The sequence below is a fragment of the Glaciihabitans sp. UYNi722 genome (assembly GCF_040549465.1).
GTDB lineage: Bacteria > Actinomycetota > Actinomycetes > Actinomycetales > Microbacteriaceae > Lacisediminihabitans.
In genome coordinates this window covers 1-16265 of record NZ_JBEPTL010000012.1, presented here as the reverse complement: position 1 = coordinate 16265, position 16265 = coordinate 1, and the positions used below count along the sequence as shown (strand labels likewise).

Sequence of the window (16265 nt, the reverse complement as noted above, 5' to 3'; positions counted from 1 at the left end):
GTCATGACCCGGAGCCTTATGTCCATCCTCGAGTCGGCGCAATCCGCCGCCACCGGCGTCGGCGCTTTCAACGTCGTACTGCTCGAGCACGCCGAGGCGATCGTCGCAGGGGCAGAAAACGCGGGAACTCCGGTCGTCCTGCAGATCAGCGAGAACTGCATCGCCTATCACGGGGGGTTGGAGCCGATCACCAGGGCATCGCTCGCCATCGCAGAGCGGGCATCCGTCGACGTCATCGTGCACCTCGACCACATCGAAGACGCCGATCTCATTCGCGAAGGCGTGGAGCTCGGCGTGCAGAGTGTCATGTTCGACGCCTCCCAACTGCCCTATGCCGAGAACGTGGCTGCCACCCGCAGCATCGTGGAGCTCTGCCACGCCGCCGGCGTCGCCGTGGAGGCTGAGCTGGGTGAGGTCGGCGGCAAGGACGGCGTGCACGCGCCCGGTGCACGAACCGACCCGCACCAGGCAGCGACCTTCGTCGCCGAGACCGGGGTCGATTCGCTCGCCGTCGCCGTGGGAACCTCGCATGCCATGACGAGCAGGGTCGCCGCTGTGGACCGCGAACTCATCACCGCACTGCGGGCCGCAGTGCCGGTGCCGCTCGTGCTGCACGGGTCGTCGGGGCTGCCCGACGACGAGCTGCGAGCCGCCGTCGCCAGCGGTATGACCAAGATCAACATCTCGACGCATCTGAACGCGCTGTTCACCCGCGCGTTGCGTGAGGTGCTCGATGCCGATCCCGACCTGGTCGACCCGCGCGTCTACGTGCGCAGCGGACGTGACGCGATCGCCGCCGAGACCTCGCGGATTCTCGAGTTGCTCGGGCATGCCTGAACTCGCCCGCGAGACCATCACCGATGTCATCGCACGGATGGGTCTCTCCCACACCGAGTCGCAGGCCCTCTGGGCGGAATGCGATCTGAGCTCCGTACCTTCGCAGGTCGAGGTGCTCACTGCCCATATCGGGGCCGCGGATGCCGCGCCGTGGCCCCGAGGAATGTCACCGAACGCCGCTCTCCTCGCCATTCTCGCGACGGTGCCGCACACGGAATGCTGGAATGCTGGGCATCGTGTGCCAACCGAGGTGACCGAGGCGACCATCGCCGACATCGGCACGAAACTGCGCCTCTACGGTCTCGAGCTGACCGGGATCGACTGGTTCGCGTCGATAGTGCAGGCCCGCGTCTTCACCCTGGGCCGACTGCAGTTCGAGGTCGGGGCGTTCTGTCCTCCGACTGATGAGTCGGCATGGGCGCTACACGTGCCTGAGCTCGGCCCGCTCACGCCTGCCGCCTGCGACGACTCGATCGGGAGCGCGGCATCGTTCTTCGACGCCGTCTTCGGCGACACGACCACCCGCACCATCGTCTGCTCGTCGTGGCTGCTCGACGCCCAGCTGACGGAGTATCTGCCTGCCGACTCGAACATCCTCGACTTCCAGCGACGCTTCACGATTTTCGACGGGGGCCACGACACGGATGCCGGCGATCAGGATGTCGCTAAGTTCATCTTCCGGCGGCCGCTCTCCGAGCTCGCAGCAGTCACGCCGAAGACGCGCCTCGAGACCGCAGCGCTCGGCCACCTCGCCGCCGGACGGCACTGGCGAGAACCGTCAGGGTATCTTCGGCTCTAGTTGACGATGTGCATGGCACGGGCGGCATCCGTGATGCTGTCCGAGAGCGACGGGTAGACCGCGAAGGCGCGGGCGACCTGGTCGACGGTGAGGCGATGCTCGACAGCGATCGCGATGGGGAGGATCAGCTCGGATGCCCGCGGCGCGACGATCACACCACCGATCACGGTGCCTGATCCGGTGCGGGCGAACAGCTTCACGAAGCCATCTTTGATGCCCATCATCTTCGCGCGAGGGTTGGATGCCAGCGGAAGCTTGTAGATCTCGCCCTGGGCTATGCCGTCTTCGATCTGCTTCTGAGTCCAGCCGACTGTCGCGATCTCCGGCTGCGTGAAGATGTTCGACGTGACGTTCCGCAACTCGGTGGGGTTCACGGCATCCCCCATCGCATGAAAGATCGCCGTGCGACCCTGCATCGAGGCGACGGATGCCAGCGGCAGGAAGTCCGAGCAGTCGCCGGCCGCATAAATGGAGGGCATCGAGGTGCGTGCGACCCGGTTCACCCGGATATGGCCGGAATCGGTGAGCTGAACGCCGGCCTCCGTGAGACCGATGCCCCGGGTGTTCGGGATCGAACCGACGGCCATGAGACAGTGGCTGCCCTCGACGGTTCGTCCGTCAGCGAGGGTCGCGACCACGCCGTCCTTCGTGCGTGTGACCGACTCGGCGCGGGACTTCGAGAGCACCGTCATTCCGTTTCGCCTGAAGACATCCTCGATAACCCTCGCCGCATCCGCGTCTTCGCCGGGCAGCACCTGGTCGCGCGAAGAGATCAGCGTGACCTTCGAGCCGAGGGCGGTGTAGGCGGAGGCGAACTCGGCACCGGTGACACCGGAGCCGACGACGATGAGGTGTTCAGGAGTCTCCTGAAGGCTGTAGAGCTGCGTCCAGGTGAGGATACGCTCGCCGTCCGGCTTCGCCGAGGGAAGAATGCGCGGGCTGGCGCCGACCGAGACGACGATGGTGTCCGCGTCGATCTCGTCGAAATCGGTGCTGGTCTTGCCTGTGCCTGTCGACACGATCACGCGGCTCGGGCCATCGAGACGCCCGTCGCCCTGCACCACCCTGACACCGGCCTTGATGAGCTGCGACTTCATGTCTTCCGACTGCTGGCGAGCGAGCCGTTGCAGGCGCTGGTTGACCGCAGCGAGGTTGACGGTGACCTCTGGACGGATGGGGCGGCCGGAGTCGCCGCGAGTGAAGAACTGCACACCGAGGTCGGTCGCTTCGCCGATGGCGTTGGCCGCCTCCGCCGTCGCGATGAGGGTCTTGGACGGCACGACATCAGTCAACACGGCGGATCCACCGACGCCGACGCGCTCGATCACGGTGACGTCGGCGCCCATCTGGGCTCCAGTGATCGCGGCCTCGTACCCGCCAGGGCCACCGCCTACGACGACGACGCGTTGCTTACGCTCGAATTCATAGGACATGCGTCCATTGTCTCGTGCCGAGTGCGTGGCGGCCAAACCGCACCCCACCCCACTCCGGGGCTGTCGAAAATTCAGGAGATCGGTATCGATCGATGCATCCACGCTGCCATTGCGCACCTTCCACGCGCCGAAGTCCTGAGTTTTCGATGGGGTGCGGCAATAGAGTGGACGGATGCCCACAACGCACCCGAATCCCCTCGAAGATCCAACGGCGGACCCTTTCGAGATCGCCGCCAGGGCTGCGGCCGAGATCGCCGAGAAGACGGGCGTGGAACACCACGACATCGCCCTCACCCTCGGCAGCGGCTGGGGCAAAGCCGCCGATCTGATCGGCGAGACGACAGCCACCATTCCGGCCCATGAGATCAGCGGTTTCAGCAAGCCAGCCCTCGAAGGGCACGTCGGCACCCTGCGGTCGGTGCTGCTGCCCGGCGGCAAGCGCGCACTGGTGATCGGCGCGCGCACCCACTACTACGAGGGCCATGGCGTGCGCCGGGTCGTCCACAGCGTGCGAACCGCGGCCGCCACCGGCGCGACGGTGATGATCCTCACCAATGGCGCAGGCGGCATCCGCGAATCGTGGAAGCCCGGCACACCGGTTCTCATCAGCGACCACATCAACCTCACGGCCGACTCGCCGCTCGAGGGCGCCACCTTCATCGACCTCACCGACCTGTATTCGAAGCGGCTGCGCGATCTCGCCAGGACCGTCGAGTCCAGCCTGGACGAGGGCGTCTACGTGCAGTTCCGCGGACCGCACTATGAGACACCGGCCGAGGTACAGATGGCTAAGACCATCGGCGGCCACATCGTCGGGATGTCCACGGCTCTCGAAGCGATAGCCGCACGGCAGGCCGGCATGGAGATTCTCGGTCTGTCGTTGATCACGAACCTGGCTGCCGGCATCCAGAAGACCCCACTCAGCCACCAGGAGGTCATCGAGGCCGGGCGTGATGCCGAGTCCGTGATCAGCGCTCTGCTCGCCCGGATCGTGGCCGAGCTGTGACACCTCGACTGGCTCAGCGAGCGATCGTTGAGATCGCAGCCGCCTGGCGCGACCAGGATCCGGACGCCGAGACCCGCGCAGAGCTCGACCGGCTGATCGCGGATGCCACGGCCGGAGATTCGGCGGCCGAAGCGCAGCTGCACGACCGCTTCGACACCCGCCTCGAGTTCGGCACTGCGGGCCTTCGAGGCCGCATCGAGGCCGGATCCAACCGCATGAACCGCGTGCTGGTCGCGCAGGCTGCGGCCGGACTCGCCGCGTTCCTCCTCGGCAAGGGGGACAACCCGAGCGTGGTGATCGGTTACGACGGTCGTAAGAACTCGCAGGTCTTCGCGACCGACACGGCCGAACTCATGGTCGGCGCCGGAGTGCGCGCGATCATCCTGCCGCGGTTGCTCCCCACGCCCGTGCTCGCCTTCGCCGTGCGACACCTCGGCGTCAGCGCCGGCGTCATGGTGACGGCGAGCCACAACCCCCCGCAAGACAACGGCTACAAGGTCTACCTCGGTGGGGACGACGACGGCTCGCAGATCGTGCCGCCAGCCGACGGCGAGATCGCCGCGCAGATCCTGCGGGTCGCGGCGGAGCAGAACGTGCTCGAGCTTCCGCGGTCCACGGACTACGAAACCGCCGGCGAGGACGTGCTCGACGAATACGTGCGTCTCACGGCAGCGCTGGCCGGACCATCATCCGCTCCCGTCACGTACGTCTATACGGCGATGCACGGTGTGGGCTGGGAGACCGCGCGCCGGGTCTTCATCGACGCCGGCTTCGGCGAGCCGGTGATCGTCGCGAAACAGATCCAGCCGGATGCCGACTTTCCCACGGTGAACTTCCCGAACCCTGAGGAGCCGGGCGCCATGGACCTCTCCTTCGCCACGGCGACCGAGGTCGATGCGGAGCTCGTCATCGCCAACGATCCCGACGCGGACCGGCTGGCCGTCGGCATCCCGGATCCGGACGGCGGATGGCAGCGGCTGAGCGGCAACGAGGTCGGCGCCCTGCTCGGCTGGCGCATGGCCGAACGGCTCAGTGTGGCCCGAGAGCTCAGTGTGGCCCGGGAGTTCAGTGTGGCCGGACAGGTCAGCGCGGCTGCACCTCACGGCGTCCTCGCCGCCTCGATCGTCAGCTCCCCCGCCCTGGCCGCCGTGGCGAGCCACTATCGGCTCGACTACGCCGACACCCTCACTGGATTCAAGTGGGTATCGCGGGTTCCCGGGTTGTTCTACGGATATGAGGAGGCCCTCGGCTATCTGGTCGATCCGGACAAGATCCGGGACAAAGACGGCATCTCAGCCGCCGTGGAGTTCATCGCCATGGTGGCGGACCTCAAAGCCGAGGGAAAGACACTGGAAGAGCACCGGCTGGCCTTCGCCGAGACATTCGGAGCCTTCGCGTCAGACCAGATCTCGGTGCGGGTGAGCGATCTCGCTGACATCCCCCGGATCATGGACCGACTCCGCGCCACGCCACCGGAGATGATCGGCGACGTACCTGTTCGACTGATCGACGATTTCGCCGACGGCTTCGAACAGTTCCCGCCGAGCAACATCCTGCGCATCTGGCTGGACGACGGCTCTCGCGTGATCGTGCGGCCGAGCGGCACGGAGCCGAAGGTGAAGGTCTACCTCGACGCGTCCAGCACCGACGGGTCTGCCCTCGAGAGGCAGGACAAAGCTCAGGCCGCGGTCGACGCGCTGGGTGCTGGTGTGCGGAAACTTCTCGCCGACGCCTAACTACCCAGGGCCGCTTCGAGTTTCGTCGACAGCTCGGCGGTGTCGAAGTAGTTCTCGATGACGATCACGTCGGCGAAGGTCTTGCCGATGGCGTCCACGAATTCTGCGGAGGTCAGGATGATCTGGGCGTCGGCTGCGTCGCTCGTGAGGGTTCCAAGGTGGGCGGCCGTGACATCCGCCTCCAGTCCGAGTCGTGTGAGCACCCGCTCGGTGTTCACCTTCAGGATGCCGGAACTACCGATGCCGGCCCCGCAGATCGCCACGATCTTCATATTGTTCCTCCCATGATGCGCTGCACCTCGGCCACCGTCGTGGCTGCAGCGAGGTCGGCGATCGCGCTCGAGTCGTTGAAGACGTTCGCGAGATCGGCGATGGTCTCGATGTGTTCGTCTGGCGACTTGGTCGCGAGGCCCAGCACCACCCGCACAGGATCGTTGTGCGGATGCCCGAAGGCCACCGGCGTCGCCAGCGTCACGACCGCGAGACCGTCGGCCAGCACCTCCGGGCCGGGCCGCGCGTGGGCGAGCACCAGACCTGGCGCGATGACGACGTAGGGGCCATGCTCCTCGATCATCCTGATCATCTCGTCGGAATAGCCGGGCAGAGCGGCTCCGGAGTCGACGAGCGCGCGACCGGCCTGTCGCACGGCGGCGCGCCAGTCGTCGGCATCCGCGCCGATGATGATCGCCGTCTCGGCGAGCGGTGGGAGGGACATGGTCAGGCGCGTCCGAACCCGTCGATGATCTGGTCGGCGAGTTCCTCGCGATCTTCGACGGGTAGGAAGGCGGCGGCGGCGGCGTTCAGCTGGAACACTTCGAGGTCACTCAGGTCGTAGTCGAAGGTCTCGCTGAGCAGCGCGAGCTCCCGGCTCAGCGACGTGTCGCTCATCAGGCGGTTGTCGGTGTTCACCGTCACGCGGAATCCGAGTTGGTAGAGCAGGTCGAATGGGTGGTCGATCAGCTCGTCTCCCCACTCGGTGATCGCACCGGTCTGCAGGTTGGAGGAGGGGCTCAGCTCGAGGGCGATCTCGCGGTCTTTGACCCACTGCGACAGGCGCCCGAGCTCGACATAGGTGTTCTCGTCGTCCTCACGGTCGACGGTGATGTCCTCTGCGATGCGCACGCCATGACCGAGACGCAGGGCGCGACCGTCGAAGAGGGCACCGCGGATGCTGTCCAGCCCATCAGCCTCACCGGCGTGAACCGTCGCGGGGAAGAAGTGCTGCGCGAGGTAGTCGAAGGCGTCGCGGAGATTACCGGCCGGGAAACCGGCCTCTGCGCCTGCGATGTCGAAGCCCACCACCCCGTTATTGCGGTGGCGCACGGCGAGTTCGGCGATCTCGAGCCCCCGGTCGGCGTGCCGCATGGCGCTGACGAGTTGCCCGATCCGGATGCGACCGCCAGCGTGGGCGACCTCCTGCACACCCTCGTCGATGCCCTCCTGCACGGCTTCGACGACCTCGTCGAGGCTGAGACCACGGGTCAGGTGCTGCTCGGGAGCCCAGCGGATTTCGCCGTAGATCACGCCGTCGGTTCCAAGGTCCTGTACGAATTCACGGGCGACGCGGATCAGTCCTTCGCGGGTCTGCATTACCCCGGTGGTGAGGTCGAAGGTCGTGAGGTACTCCACGAGGGAGCCGGAATCGGATTTCTCCACGAACCAGCCGCCGAGGGTATCCGCATCCCTCTCCGGAAGCTCGAGGCCGACAGACTCGGCAAGATCGATGATCGTCTGGGGGCGAAGGCCGCCGTCGAGATGATCGTGCAGCGAGACCTTGGGCAGCGTGCTGATGTTGGCTCCGCCGCCGGGCAGGAGAAAGTCGTGGGGAACTGTGTTCATAACCCAAATCTATCGGCTGGAACCGACCACTAGCCTGAGGAATATGGTGAATAAGATCATCCTCGACTGCGACCCGGGCCATGACGATGCGATCGCGCTGATACTGGCCCACGGCAATCCCTCGATCGAGCTGGTCGCCGTCACCACGGTGCACGGCAACCAGACCATCGAGAAGGTCACGCGCAATGCGCTGGCTGTGGCGCGCATCGCCGGGATCACGGGGGTGCCGTTCGCGGCGGGAGCGCACCGGCCGCTGGTGCGTGCGAGAGAGGTTGCGGCATCCATCCACGGCGAGTCGGGGCTGGATGGGCCCGTATTGCCGGAACCGACGCTCGTACCCGATGCTCGCCACGCCGTCGACCTGATCATCGACACGATCATGGATTCGCCTCCCGGCACCATCACCCTCGTACCGACCGGTGCCCTCACCAACATCGCGATCGCCGTGCGCAAAGAACCGCGCATCGTCGACAGGGTGAAGGAGGTGGTGCTGATGGGCGGCGGATACCACGTGGGCAACTGGAGCGCGGCCGCCGAGTTCAACATCGTGATCGATCCCGAGGCCGCCCACATCGTCTTCAACGAGAGATGGAAGCTGACGATGGTCGGCCTCGACCTCACGCACCAGGCCCTCGCCACACCGGATGTCGTGGCCGCCATCGCGGCAGTCGGCACCGGCCCCGCGCGCTTCGTGGTGGAACTGCTCGACTTCTTCGGCCAGAGCTATAAAGACATGCAGGGTTTCGACTCGCCGCCGGTGCACGATCCGTGCGCTGTCGCGCTCGTCATCGACCCGACAGTGATGACGGTGGTGAAGGTGCCGCTGGATGTCGAACTCACCGGATCGCTCACTCTCGGCATGACCGTGGCCGACTTCCGTTCCCCCGCTCCGGAGGGCTGCACGACCCACGCCGCGACCGACCTCGACCACGCCCGGTTCTGGGCGCTCATCATCGACGCCCTGGTACGGATCGGCGAGCCCGCGCTGTAGCGGCTGCCTTCCTCTGTCTCCCCCAGGGGACAAGATCTGTTGCTCGCGGATCATCAGACCATGCTTTTGTGTCCCCCGACCTCTCGTTCACCTTCCCGCGAGTGTCCATCTCTACACCTCGAAAACACCTTCCGCGATAGGTCGGGCTCGGATGCGTCATCCTCGACACCATGTCGGCCCGGATACCTCTGCCAGCCCCATTCGACAACGAACCCTTCTTGGTGGGGGCAGCCAACGAAGCGGGCGTCGGCCGCGGACGACTCCGCGGCCGCGATCTCGAGCATCCGTTTTGGGGCGTGCGTGTTCCACGGAGACCGTCATCTGCGAGAGCGGATGTCGGGAGCCAGGGTCACGCAGCCGACGCGGTAGTCGAAGAAAAGGTTGCAGCCTTGTGCGGGGCTTACTCGGTGCGGATGGCGCCCAATCAATTCTTTTCGCACCTCACCGCCGCGCGGCTCTATCAGGTTCCGTTACCCGCACGCTTTCGCGCCGACGACCGGCTCGATGTCAGCGTTCCACCGCCCGCCCGCCCGCGCGGTGCGCGCGGCTGGCATCCGTGGGCACAAACAGCAGGTCGAAGAGATCGACATCGCAATGTTCACCGGCTTCGCGGTGTCCTCTCCACCGCGCCTGTTCTGCGAACTGGCAGGATTGCTCTCCCTCGAGGAACTCATCTGCGCCGGTGACTATCTGCTCTGGTGGCGCCAGCCGAAAGCCTCGCCGGAGGATCTGCGGGCCGCGGTCGGGCGATATGCGGGTCGACTCGGTCGTGCCGAACTCGAAGACGCTTTGCCCGAGCTGTCCGACCGCTCGGATTCCCCACCGGAGTCGAAGATCCGCTTTCGCTTCGGACGCGCAGGTCTGCCCGACCTCGCGGTGAATCAGGAGATCTATAGTTCGTCCGGCGTTTTTCTCGCAATGCCCGATCTTGCCTTCATACGCTACAAGATGGTGCTCGACTACGAGGGAGATCATCATCGTTCCGACAAACGCCAATGGCGCAAAGACCTCAAGCGAGTGCCCCGGCTCGAAGATGCTGGCTGGCACTCAACGCGGATCAGCGCGGACGATATCTGGGATTCGACGGAGCTGATCGATCGGCTGAAGCGGCTGCTCAGGGCGCGGGGCTGGAGTGGCTGACTTCCAGGGGACACGTTCGCACCTCAGAGCCGTGCGCGGGGGTGCGTTCTTGTCCCCCGGTATCGGATACCCGGCACGAGAGAGTCCAAGGGGCACGTTTGTACCCTCGCGGGCGGGCGGAAGGTGCGTTCGTGTCACTTGATATTGGATGCCCGACACGGGCTGGACTCGAGAGTGTCGCTGCGGCTAGTTTCGCGAGCGACGCCGCGCAAGATACGCGATGCCGCCGAGGGTGATCACGCCCAGGACGCGACGGAACGGGTTGACCCCGCGCGCGACCTCGTCCACGGCCCACCAGGCGAGCGTTCCGACCGCGGCAACCCCGGCTGCCATGCGCACCGGGCCGCGCGGCAGGAAGATGCCGACCAGAGTGGTGCACAGGAACAGCTTCTGCGACAGGTTTGCCGGCTGGCCGATCGTGTACCTGCCCGTTTCGCGGTTGCGGAACATCCAGTTAGTGACACTCGTCATGATCCAATCCTCTCAACGATCAGCGGGCCGCCGCTGAGAATCTCGTCACCGACATCGCCGATCCGGTAAGCGCCCTCGAGTGCTTCGAGCGCACGGGCAAAACGCTCAGGCTCGTCCGCGTTGAGAGTGAAGAGCGGCTGGCCCTCCACGATCTGGTCGCCAGGCTTAGCGTGCAGGTCAATGCCGGCGGCGTGCTGCACTGGGTCCTGTTTGCGGGCGCGTCCGGCACCCAGTCGCCAGGCCGCGATGCCGAAAGGCAGCGCCCGCTGCTGCACGAGAATGCCCGAACGGGCGGCAGTCACCACGTGGGTTTCGCGCGCGACGGGCAGCGCGGCATCCGGGTCCCCGCCCTGCGCCGAGATCATCGCACGCCAGGAGTCCATCGCCCGGCCGTCGTCGAGGGCGGCCTCGACATCCGCGTCGGCGACTCCGGCGAGTGACAGCATCTCGCGTGCCAGAGCGACGGTCAGTGCGCGCACGTCGGACGGACCGCCGCCGGCGAGCACCTCCACCGATTCGCGCACCTCGTTGGCATTGCCGATGGCGAGGCCGAGCGGAACATTCATGTTGGTGAGCAGAGCGGATGTCGCGACCCCCGCGTCTTCACCGAGGGCGACCATCGTGCGGGCGAGCTCCCGTGACTGCTCGATGTCTTTCAGGAAGGCACCGGAGCCGAACTTCACGTCGAGCACGAGCGCGGACGTTCCCTCCGCGATCTTCTTGCTCATAATCGAGGAGGCGATGAGCGGGATCGCCTCGACGGTTCCGGTGATATCGCGCAGCGAATAGAGTTTGCCGTCAGCCGGGGCGAGGCCGGAGCCAGCAGCGCAGATGACCGCACCGACCTTCTCCAGCTGCGCCATGAACTCGTCGTTGGAGATCGAGGCGCGCCAGCCGGGAATGCTCTCGAGCTTGTCGAGCGTGCCGCCGGTGTGGCCGAGGCCACGCCCGGAAAGCTGCGGAACGGCGACGCCGAACGAGGCGACGAGTGGCGCGAGCGGCAGGGTGATCTTGTCGCCGACCCCGCCGGTGGAATGCTTATCGGTGGTCTTCTTCGAGAGGCCGGAGAAGTTCATCGTCTCGCCGCTCGCGATCATCGCCAGGGTGAGGTCGCGGATCTCCTGTCGCTCCATACCATTGAGGAAGATCGCCATCGTCATGGCGGCCATCTGCTCATCGGCGACATAGCCGCGGGTGTAGGCGTCGATGAGCCAGTCGATCTGCTCGGTGGAGAGGGCGCCCCTGTCGCGCTTGGTGTGGATCAGGTCCACGACGTCGAAGGCTTCGATGGTCACTGGTTCTCCGAGTTCTCGTACTCGGCGAGCTGACGCGGGCCGAAAGCATCCGGAATCACTTCGTCGATCGTCTTCACTCCTGAGACGGTTTCGAGAAGCATGTCGGGTGCGGAATGTTCGTACAGCAGCTGGCGGCAGCGGCCGCATGGCATCAGGATGTTGCCGTGACCGTCCACGCAGGTGAACGCGACCAATCGGCCGCCGCCGGTCATGTGCAGGCTCGAGACGAGTGCGCACTCGGCGCACAGTGTGAGCCCGTAGGAGGCGTTCTCGACGTTGGCGCCGGAGATCACCCGCCCGTCGTCGACGATCGCGGCGACTCCGACGGGGAACTTCGAATAGGGAACGTAGGCGTGGGTACGTGCCTCGTTCGCAACGGCACGCAGAGCCTCCCAGTCGATGTTGTCGGCCTCGCCCTGAGTCTGTCGAATGGTCATGACTTCACGTAGGGTTTGCCTGCCGCGGCGGGCCCGCGCACCTGCCCGACGAGCCCGGCCACGGCGAAGATCGTGACCACGTAGGGCAGCATCAGCATGAACTCGCTCGGCACCGGCGAACCGATGATTCCCAGCACATTCTGCAGGTTGGTGGCGAAGCCGAAGAGCAGGGCGGCAAGGGTGGCCCTGATCGGATCCCAGCGACCGAAGATCACCGCCGCGAGAGCGATGAAGCCCGCGCCCGCCGTCATCTCTTTCGTGAACCCGCCGACCGATCCGAGGGTGAAGTAGGCACCGCCAAGACCCGCGATTGCACCGGCGAGCGACACGTTCCAGAACCTGGTTCGGTTGACGTTGATGCCGACGGTGTCCGCCGCCTGTGGATGCTCACCCGACGAACGGAGACGAAGGCCCCAGCGCGTGTGGAACAGGCAGTACCAGACCACGAAGACGGCCACGTACATCAGATAGATGATGATCGTCTGGCGGAACAGCACCGGCCCGATGATCGGTATCTCGCTGAGGAGCGGGATGTTGATCTTCGGAAAGCGGTCGGGCGAGTTCAGCGCATCCGTGTTGGCACTCAGCACCGTGCCGTAGAAGAAGCTGGTGAGCCCGGTGACCAGCACGTTGAGCACGACACCCACGATCACCTGATCGACGAGGTACTTGATCGAGAACGCGGCGAGCACGAAGGAGACCAGCATTCCGGCAACCATCGCTGCGAGCAGCCCGAGCACCGGCAGGTGGGTGACGGATGCCACGACCGCCGACACGAACGCACCCGCGAGCAACTGCCCTTCGATGGCCACGTTGACCACGCCGACTCGTTCGGAGATCACGCCGCCGAGCGCCCCAAAGATGAGCGGGACGCTGAGACTGACCGCTCCGACCAGGAGTCCCGATATGGGAACGGTATGGCCGGTCGCTGACCAGGCGAGGAAGGCGACCAGGAACAGGACGGCGAAGACGGCGATGATCCAGATCGGCACCTTCCGCGCGGCGGAGACCCGCCAGGTGGCGAAAGCAGCGATCGCGACGAGCAGCACCGACACCACGACGCCGGTCACCCGTGAGTCGAGAGGTAGCTGCGGGATTTGGAAGAAGTCCGAGTCGGTTGATAGCCGGAAGTTGCTGATGCCACTCCGGCCGAACACGATGAACAGCACGATCGACAGCACGGCGAACACGGCGAGCACGATCGGGACCTTCCAACTCTTCACCACCGTTGTGGCCAGGGCGATCGTCGTGTTCGGGTTGCGCGCCTCTCCCGTTACGGCGCTCACTTCGTCACCACCGCTCTCTTGCCTGTGACGCTTGCTCTTCTGACCCGGGGGAGATCCGAGGGTTTCGGCAGGCGGAACACCGACCGCACGAGCGGCGGGGCCGCGATGAACAGCACGATGAGCGACTGCACGACGAGAACGATGTCGACAGGCACGCCTTCGAGGGCCTGCATAGTGAATCCGCCAGCCTTGAAGGCACCGAAGAGAAGCCCTGCTCCGAAGACGCCCCACGGCCGCGAACGACCGAGCAGCGCGACGGTGATCGCGTCGAACCCGATCCCGGCGTCGATACCCGATCCGAAGCCCGTGGTGATCGAGGCCTGCACCTGGTTGGCGCCGGCCAGGCCGACCAGCGCACCGGAGATGAGCATCGCGAATACGTACATGTTCTTCACGTTGATGCCGGCGACTCGTGCCGCGCTCGGGTTCTCACCGATCGCACGGAACTTGAAGCCGAGGCTCGACCGGTTGAGTAGATACCAGACGATGATCGTGGCGATGATCGCGAAGACGAAGCCGACGGTGACCGAGTACTGCAGCCCGAACAGGCGAGGGAAGATCGCCGTCGGGTCGGTCGGCGGCGACTTGGGGTTGTTCGACCCCGGCGCCTGCAACAGGCCAGGGCTGCGCAGCATGTAGGCGACGAGGTTGTAGGCGACGTAGTTGAGCATGATCGTCACGATCACCTCATGCGCCCCGGTTCGCGCTTTGAGCAGGCCGACGATGCCCGCCCAGATCGCGCCGCCCGCGAGACCGGCGAGCAGAGTGACCACGAGGTGGATGCCCCACGGCAGTTCGACGGAGAATCCGACCCAACCGGCGGCAGCGGCGGCGATGAGCATCTGCCCTTGGCCACCGATGTTGAACAGGCCGACCCGGAAGGCCAGGGCGACGCCGAGGCCGGCCGCGATGAGAGGCGTAGCAAAGGTGAGGGTGTCGAGGAATGGCTTGATGCCGTTCTCGAAGCCCGGCCGGCGGAAGTTGTAGATCGCTCCCTGGAACAGTGCGGAGTAGGCGCCGGAGACCGCGTGCCAGATGGCGGAGAAGGTGTCACCGGGCCGGGAGAAGAAGTATCCGGATGCGGTGCGCACCCCCTCGTCGGTGATGGCGATGAGGATGCCACCGGCCACCAGGGCCAGAACGACGGCGAGCACCGAGATCATGGCGTTGCCAGTGGAGATATCTTTCAGCACGCTGCTGAAACGCGACGGCGACTCCTGCGGTTCGATCTCTGCCGGGGTCTGCCCCGGCTCGAGAACTGTCTCCTCTGCGGGTTTCTGGCCCTGCGCGGGAATCTGCGGGTCGCTCACGCGGCCACCTCCGTCGTCGGCGTTTCGCCAGCCATCATGAGTCCGAGCGCCTCTCGCGGGGTGTTGCCCGGCACGATGCCCACGATCCCGCCGCGATACATCACGGCGATGCGGTCGGCGAGCGCCACGACCTCGTCGAGTTCGGTGGAGACTACGATCACCGGGGTACCGGCGTCCCTCGTGGCGACGATCCTGGTGTGCACGAACTCGATCGATCCGACGTCGAGACCACGGGTCGGCTGGGCGGCCACGAACAGGCGGAGGTCACGGCTGAGTTCGCGGGCGAGCACAACCTTCTGCTGGTTTCCACCGGAGAGTCGTCCGGCGTGAGTGCCGATGCCCTGGGCGCGGATGTCGAACTCCTTCACCTTCTCTTCGGCGAATTCGGCGAGTGCGCCGAGCTGCAGGCTTCCCGCTTTGACGAATGGCGGCTTGTCAGAACGGTCGAGCATCAGGTTCTCGGCGATGGTGAACTCGGCGATGAGTCCGTCTTCTCCGCGGTCTTCCGGTACGAAGCCGACACCGGCATCCAGCACTGTTCGCACGCTTGCCCGACGCAGTTCAGCGCCATCGAGGGAGATCGAACCGGTGACCCGTGGCTGCAGTCCGAGGATCGCCTCGGTGAGTTCGGTTTGCCCGTTGCCCTGCACCCCGGCGATCGCGAGGATCTCCCCCGCGCGCACCTCGAAGCTCACATCGTTGACGACGAGCTGGCCGTGTGCGTCGATCACGGAGAGGTTCCGGATGACGAAGGCCGGGTCGCCGGGCGTGGCTGGTTTCTTCTGCACGGTGAGTTCCACCGCGCGACCGACCATGAGCGAGGCGAGCTCGGTGTTCGTCGCGGTCGGCGAAGCCTCGTCGACGACCTTCCCGAGACGGATAACGGTGATACGGTCCGCGACCTCGCGCACCTCGCGCAGCTTGTGCGTGATGAAGACGATGGAGGTGCCTGCCTCTTTGAGCTGGCGCATGATCACGATCAGCTCGTCGGTCTCCTGCGGGGTGAGCACAGCTGTCGGCTCGTCGAACACCAGCACCTTTGCATCACGCGAGAGGGCTTTGATAATCTCCACCCGCTGCTGCACGCCGACCGGCAGGTCGTCGACGAGGGCATCGGGGTCGATGTCGAATCCGAACCGGCTGGAGATCGCCCGCACCTGTGAGCGAGCGGCCGCGAGGTCGAGACGCCCGCCGAACTTCGTCTGCTCATGACCGAGCATGACGTTCTCCGCGACGGTGAAGACCGGAATAAGCATGAAGTGCTGGTGCACCATACCGATGCCCGCGGCCATCGCATCGCCGGGTCCGGCGAAGTGCTGCACGACGTCGTCGAGCAGGATCTCGCCCTCCTCGGCCTGATACAGGCCGTAGAGCACGTTCATCAGGGTGGACTTGCCCGCGCCGTTCTCGCCGAGCAGGCAGTGGATCTCCCCCGGCTGCACCACGAGGTTGATGTGGTCATTGGCCACCAGCGCACCAAACCGCTTGGTGATGCCACGAAGTTCGAGCTTCATGCTTCCCAATCTATCCGCGCGACGCTGCCCGGATTCGTCTCTCTAGTTAAGCCGGTCGGGGGGGGGGGGGGGGGGGGGGGGGCCCCCCCCGGGGGGGGGGGGGGGGGGGGCCGGCGGGCGGGGCGCGGGAGACGGATGGGGCCCCCGGGGGCCCGCGGGGGGGGGGCCGGG

At 65.9% G+C, this 16265-nt stretch carries 16 protein-coding genes; 6 read left to right on the top strand and 10 right to left on the bottom strand.

Annotated elements, in window-relative coordinates; all coding sequences use genetic code 11:
- The first annotated feature begins 3 nt into the window (after positions 1 to 3).
- Complete coding sequence (locus ABIB56_RS10295) at positions 4 to 837, top strand: class II fructose-bisphosphate aldolase (protein ID WP_354569113.1); 834 nt, start codon at positions 4 to 6, stop codon at positions 835 to 837.
- On the top strand, positions 830 to 1636 hold the full coding sequence (locus ABIB56_RS10290; protein ID WP_354569112.1) for a hypothetical protein: 807 nt from the start codon (positions 830 to 832) through the stop codon (positions 1634 to 1636). Before ABIB56_RS10295 ends, ABIB56_RS10290 begins: the two co-directional genes overlap by 8 nt.
- Here ABIB56_RS10290 and ABIB56_RS10285 read toward each other — a convergent pair.
- On the bottom strand, positions 1633 to 3069 hold the full coding sequence (locus tag ABIB56_RS10285; RefSeq protein WP_354569111.1) for an NAD(P)H-quinone dehydrogenase: 1437 nt from the start codon (positions 3067 to 3069) through the stop codon (positions 1633 to 1635). The two genes, ABIB56_RS10290 and ABIB56_RS10285, sit on opposite strands and share 4 nt — an antisense overlap.
- A gap of 172 nt (positions 3070 to 3241) precedes the next feature.
- Here ABIB56_RS10285 and ABIB56_RS10280 point away from each other — a divergent pair, with 172 nt between their 5' ends.
- Both ABIB56_RS10280 and ABIB56_RS10275 read left to right on the top strand, forming a co-directional pair.
- Entirely contained in the window at positions 3242 to 4075 is an 834-nt protein-coding gene (locus ABIB56_RS10280) for a purine-nucleoside phosphorylase (RefSeq protein WP_354569110.1), read from the top strand.
- Complete coding sequence (locus ABIB56_RS10275; RefSeq protein ID WP_354569109.1) at positions 4072 to 5811, top strand: phospho-sugar mutase; 1740 nt, start codon at positions 4072 to 4074, stop codon at positions 5809 to 5811. The genes ABIB56_RS10280 and ABIB56_RS10275 overlap by 4 nt, the downstream gene beginning before the upstream one ends.
- Here ABIB56_RS10275 and ABIB56_RS10270 read toward each other — a convergent pair.
- From ABIB56_RS10270 to ABIB56_RS10260, 3 genes are read right to left on the bottom strand one after another with little or no spacing between them, the layout of a single operon-like run.
- Positions 5808 to 6083 (bottom strand): PTS sugar transporter subunit IIB, encoded by a 276-nt coding sequence (locus tag ABIB56_RS10270; protein ID WP_354569108.1) that lies wholly within the window; start codon positions 6081 to 6083, stop codon positions 5808 to 5810. The two genes, ABIB56_RS10275 and ABIB56_RS10270, sit on opposite strands and share 4 nt — an antisense overlap.
- Positions 6080 to 6526, bottom strand: coding sequence for a PTS sugar transporter subunit IIA (locus ABIB56_RS10265; protein ID WP_354569107.1), 447 nt, complete (start codon positions 6524 to 6526; stop codon positions 6080 to 6082). Before ABIB56_RS10265 ends, ABIB56_RS10270 begins: the two co-directional genes overlap by 4 nt.
- A gap of 2 nt (positions 6527 to 6528) precedes the next feature.
- Complete coding sequence (locus tag ABIB56_RS10260) at positions 6529 to 7650, bottom strand: adenosine deaminase (RefSeq protein ID WP_354569106.1); 1122 nt, start codon at positions 7648 to 7650, stop codon at positions 6529 to 6531.
- 43 nt (positions 7651 to 7693) lie between these two features.
- On the opposite strand from ABIB56_RS10260, the gene uriH reads away from it, so the two are divergent.
- Both uriH and ABIB56_RS10250 read left to right on the top strand, forming a co-directional pair.
- The gene (gene uriH, locus ABIB56_RS10255) at positions 7694 to 8641 is read left to right on the top strand and encodes a uridine-preferring nucleoside hydrolase UriH (RefSeq protein ID WP_354569105.1); all 948 of its coding nucleotides are present in this window, start codon (positions 7694 to 7696) and stop codon (positions 8639 to 8641) included.
- Between the two features lie 504 nt (positions 8642 to 9145).
- Positions 9146 to 9781, top strand: coding sequence for a putative endonuclease domain-containing protein (locus ABIB56_RS10250; RefSeq protein WP_354569104.1), 636 nt, complete (start codon positions 9146 to 9148; stop codon positions 9779 to 9781).
- A gap of 186 nt (positions 9782 to 9967) precedes the next feature.
- On the opposite strand, the gene ABIB56_RS10245 is transcribed toward ABIB56_RS10250, so the two are convergent.
- From ABIB56_RS10245 to ABIB56_RS10220, 6 genes are read right to left on the bottom strand one after another with little or no spacing between them, the layout of a single operon-like run.
- The gene (locus ABIB56_RS10245) at positions 9968 to 10252 is read right to left on the bottom strand and encodes a hypothetical protein (protein ID WP_354569103.1); all 285 of its coding nucleotides are present in this window, start codon (positions 10250 to 10252) and stop codon (positions 9968 to 9970) included.
- Positions 10249 to 11547, bottom strand: a complete 1299-nt coding sequence (locus tag ABIB56_RS10240) for a thymidine phosphorylase (RefSeq protein ID WP_354569102.1) — start codon at positions 11545 to 11547, stop codon at positions 10249 to 10251. The genes ABIB56_RS10245 and ABIB56_RS10240 overlap by 4 nt, the downstream gene beginning before the upstream one ends.
- Positions 11544 to 11984, bottom strand: coding sequence for a cytidine deaminase (locus tag ABIB56_RS10235; RefSeq protein ID WP_354569101.1), 441 nt, complete (start codon positions 11982 to 11984; stop codon positions 11544 to 11546). The genes ABIB56_RS10240 and ABIB56_RS10235 overlap by 4 nt, the downstream gene beginning before the upstream one ends.
- On the bottom strand, positions 11981 to 13270 hold the full coding sequence (locus ABIB56_RS10230; protein WP_502917592.1) for an ABC transporter permease: 1290 nt from the start codon (positions 13268 to 13270) through the stop codon (positions 11981 to 11983). The genes ABIB56_RS10235 and ABIB56_RS10230 overlap by 4 nt, the downstream gene beginning before the upstream one ends.
- On the bottom strand, positions 13267 to 14580 hold the full coding sequence (locus tag ABIB56_RS10225) for an ABC transporter permease (RefSeq protein WP_354569100.1): 1314 nt from the start codon (positions 14578 to 14580) through the stop codon (positions 13267 to 13269). The genes ABIB56_RS10230 and ABIB56_RS10225 overlap by 4 nt, the downstream gene beginning before the upstream one ends.
- Positions 14577 to 16094 (bottom strand): ABC transporter ATP-binding protein, encoded by a 1518-nt coding sequence (locus ABIB56_RS10220; protein ID WP_354569099.1) that lies wholly within the window; start codon positions 16092 to 16094, stop codon positions 14577 to 14579. Before ABIB56_RS10220 ends, ABIB56_RS10225 begins: the two co-directional genes overlap by 4 nt.
- Between the last annotated feature and the right edge of the window lie 171 nt (positions 16095 to 16265).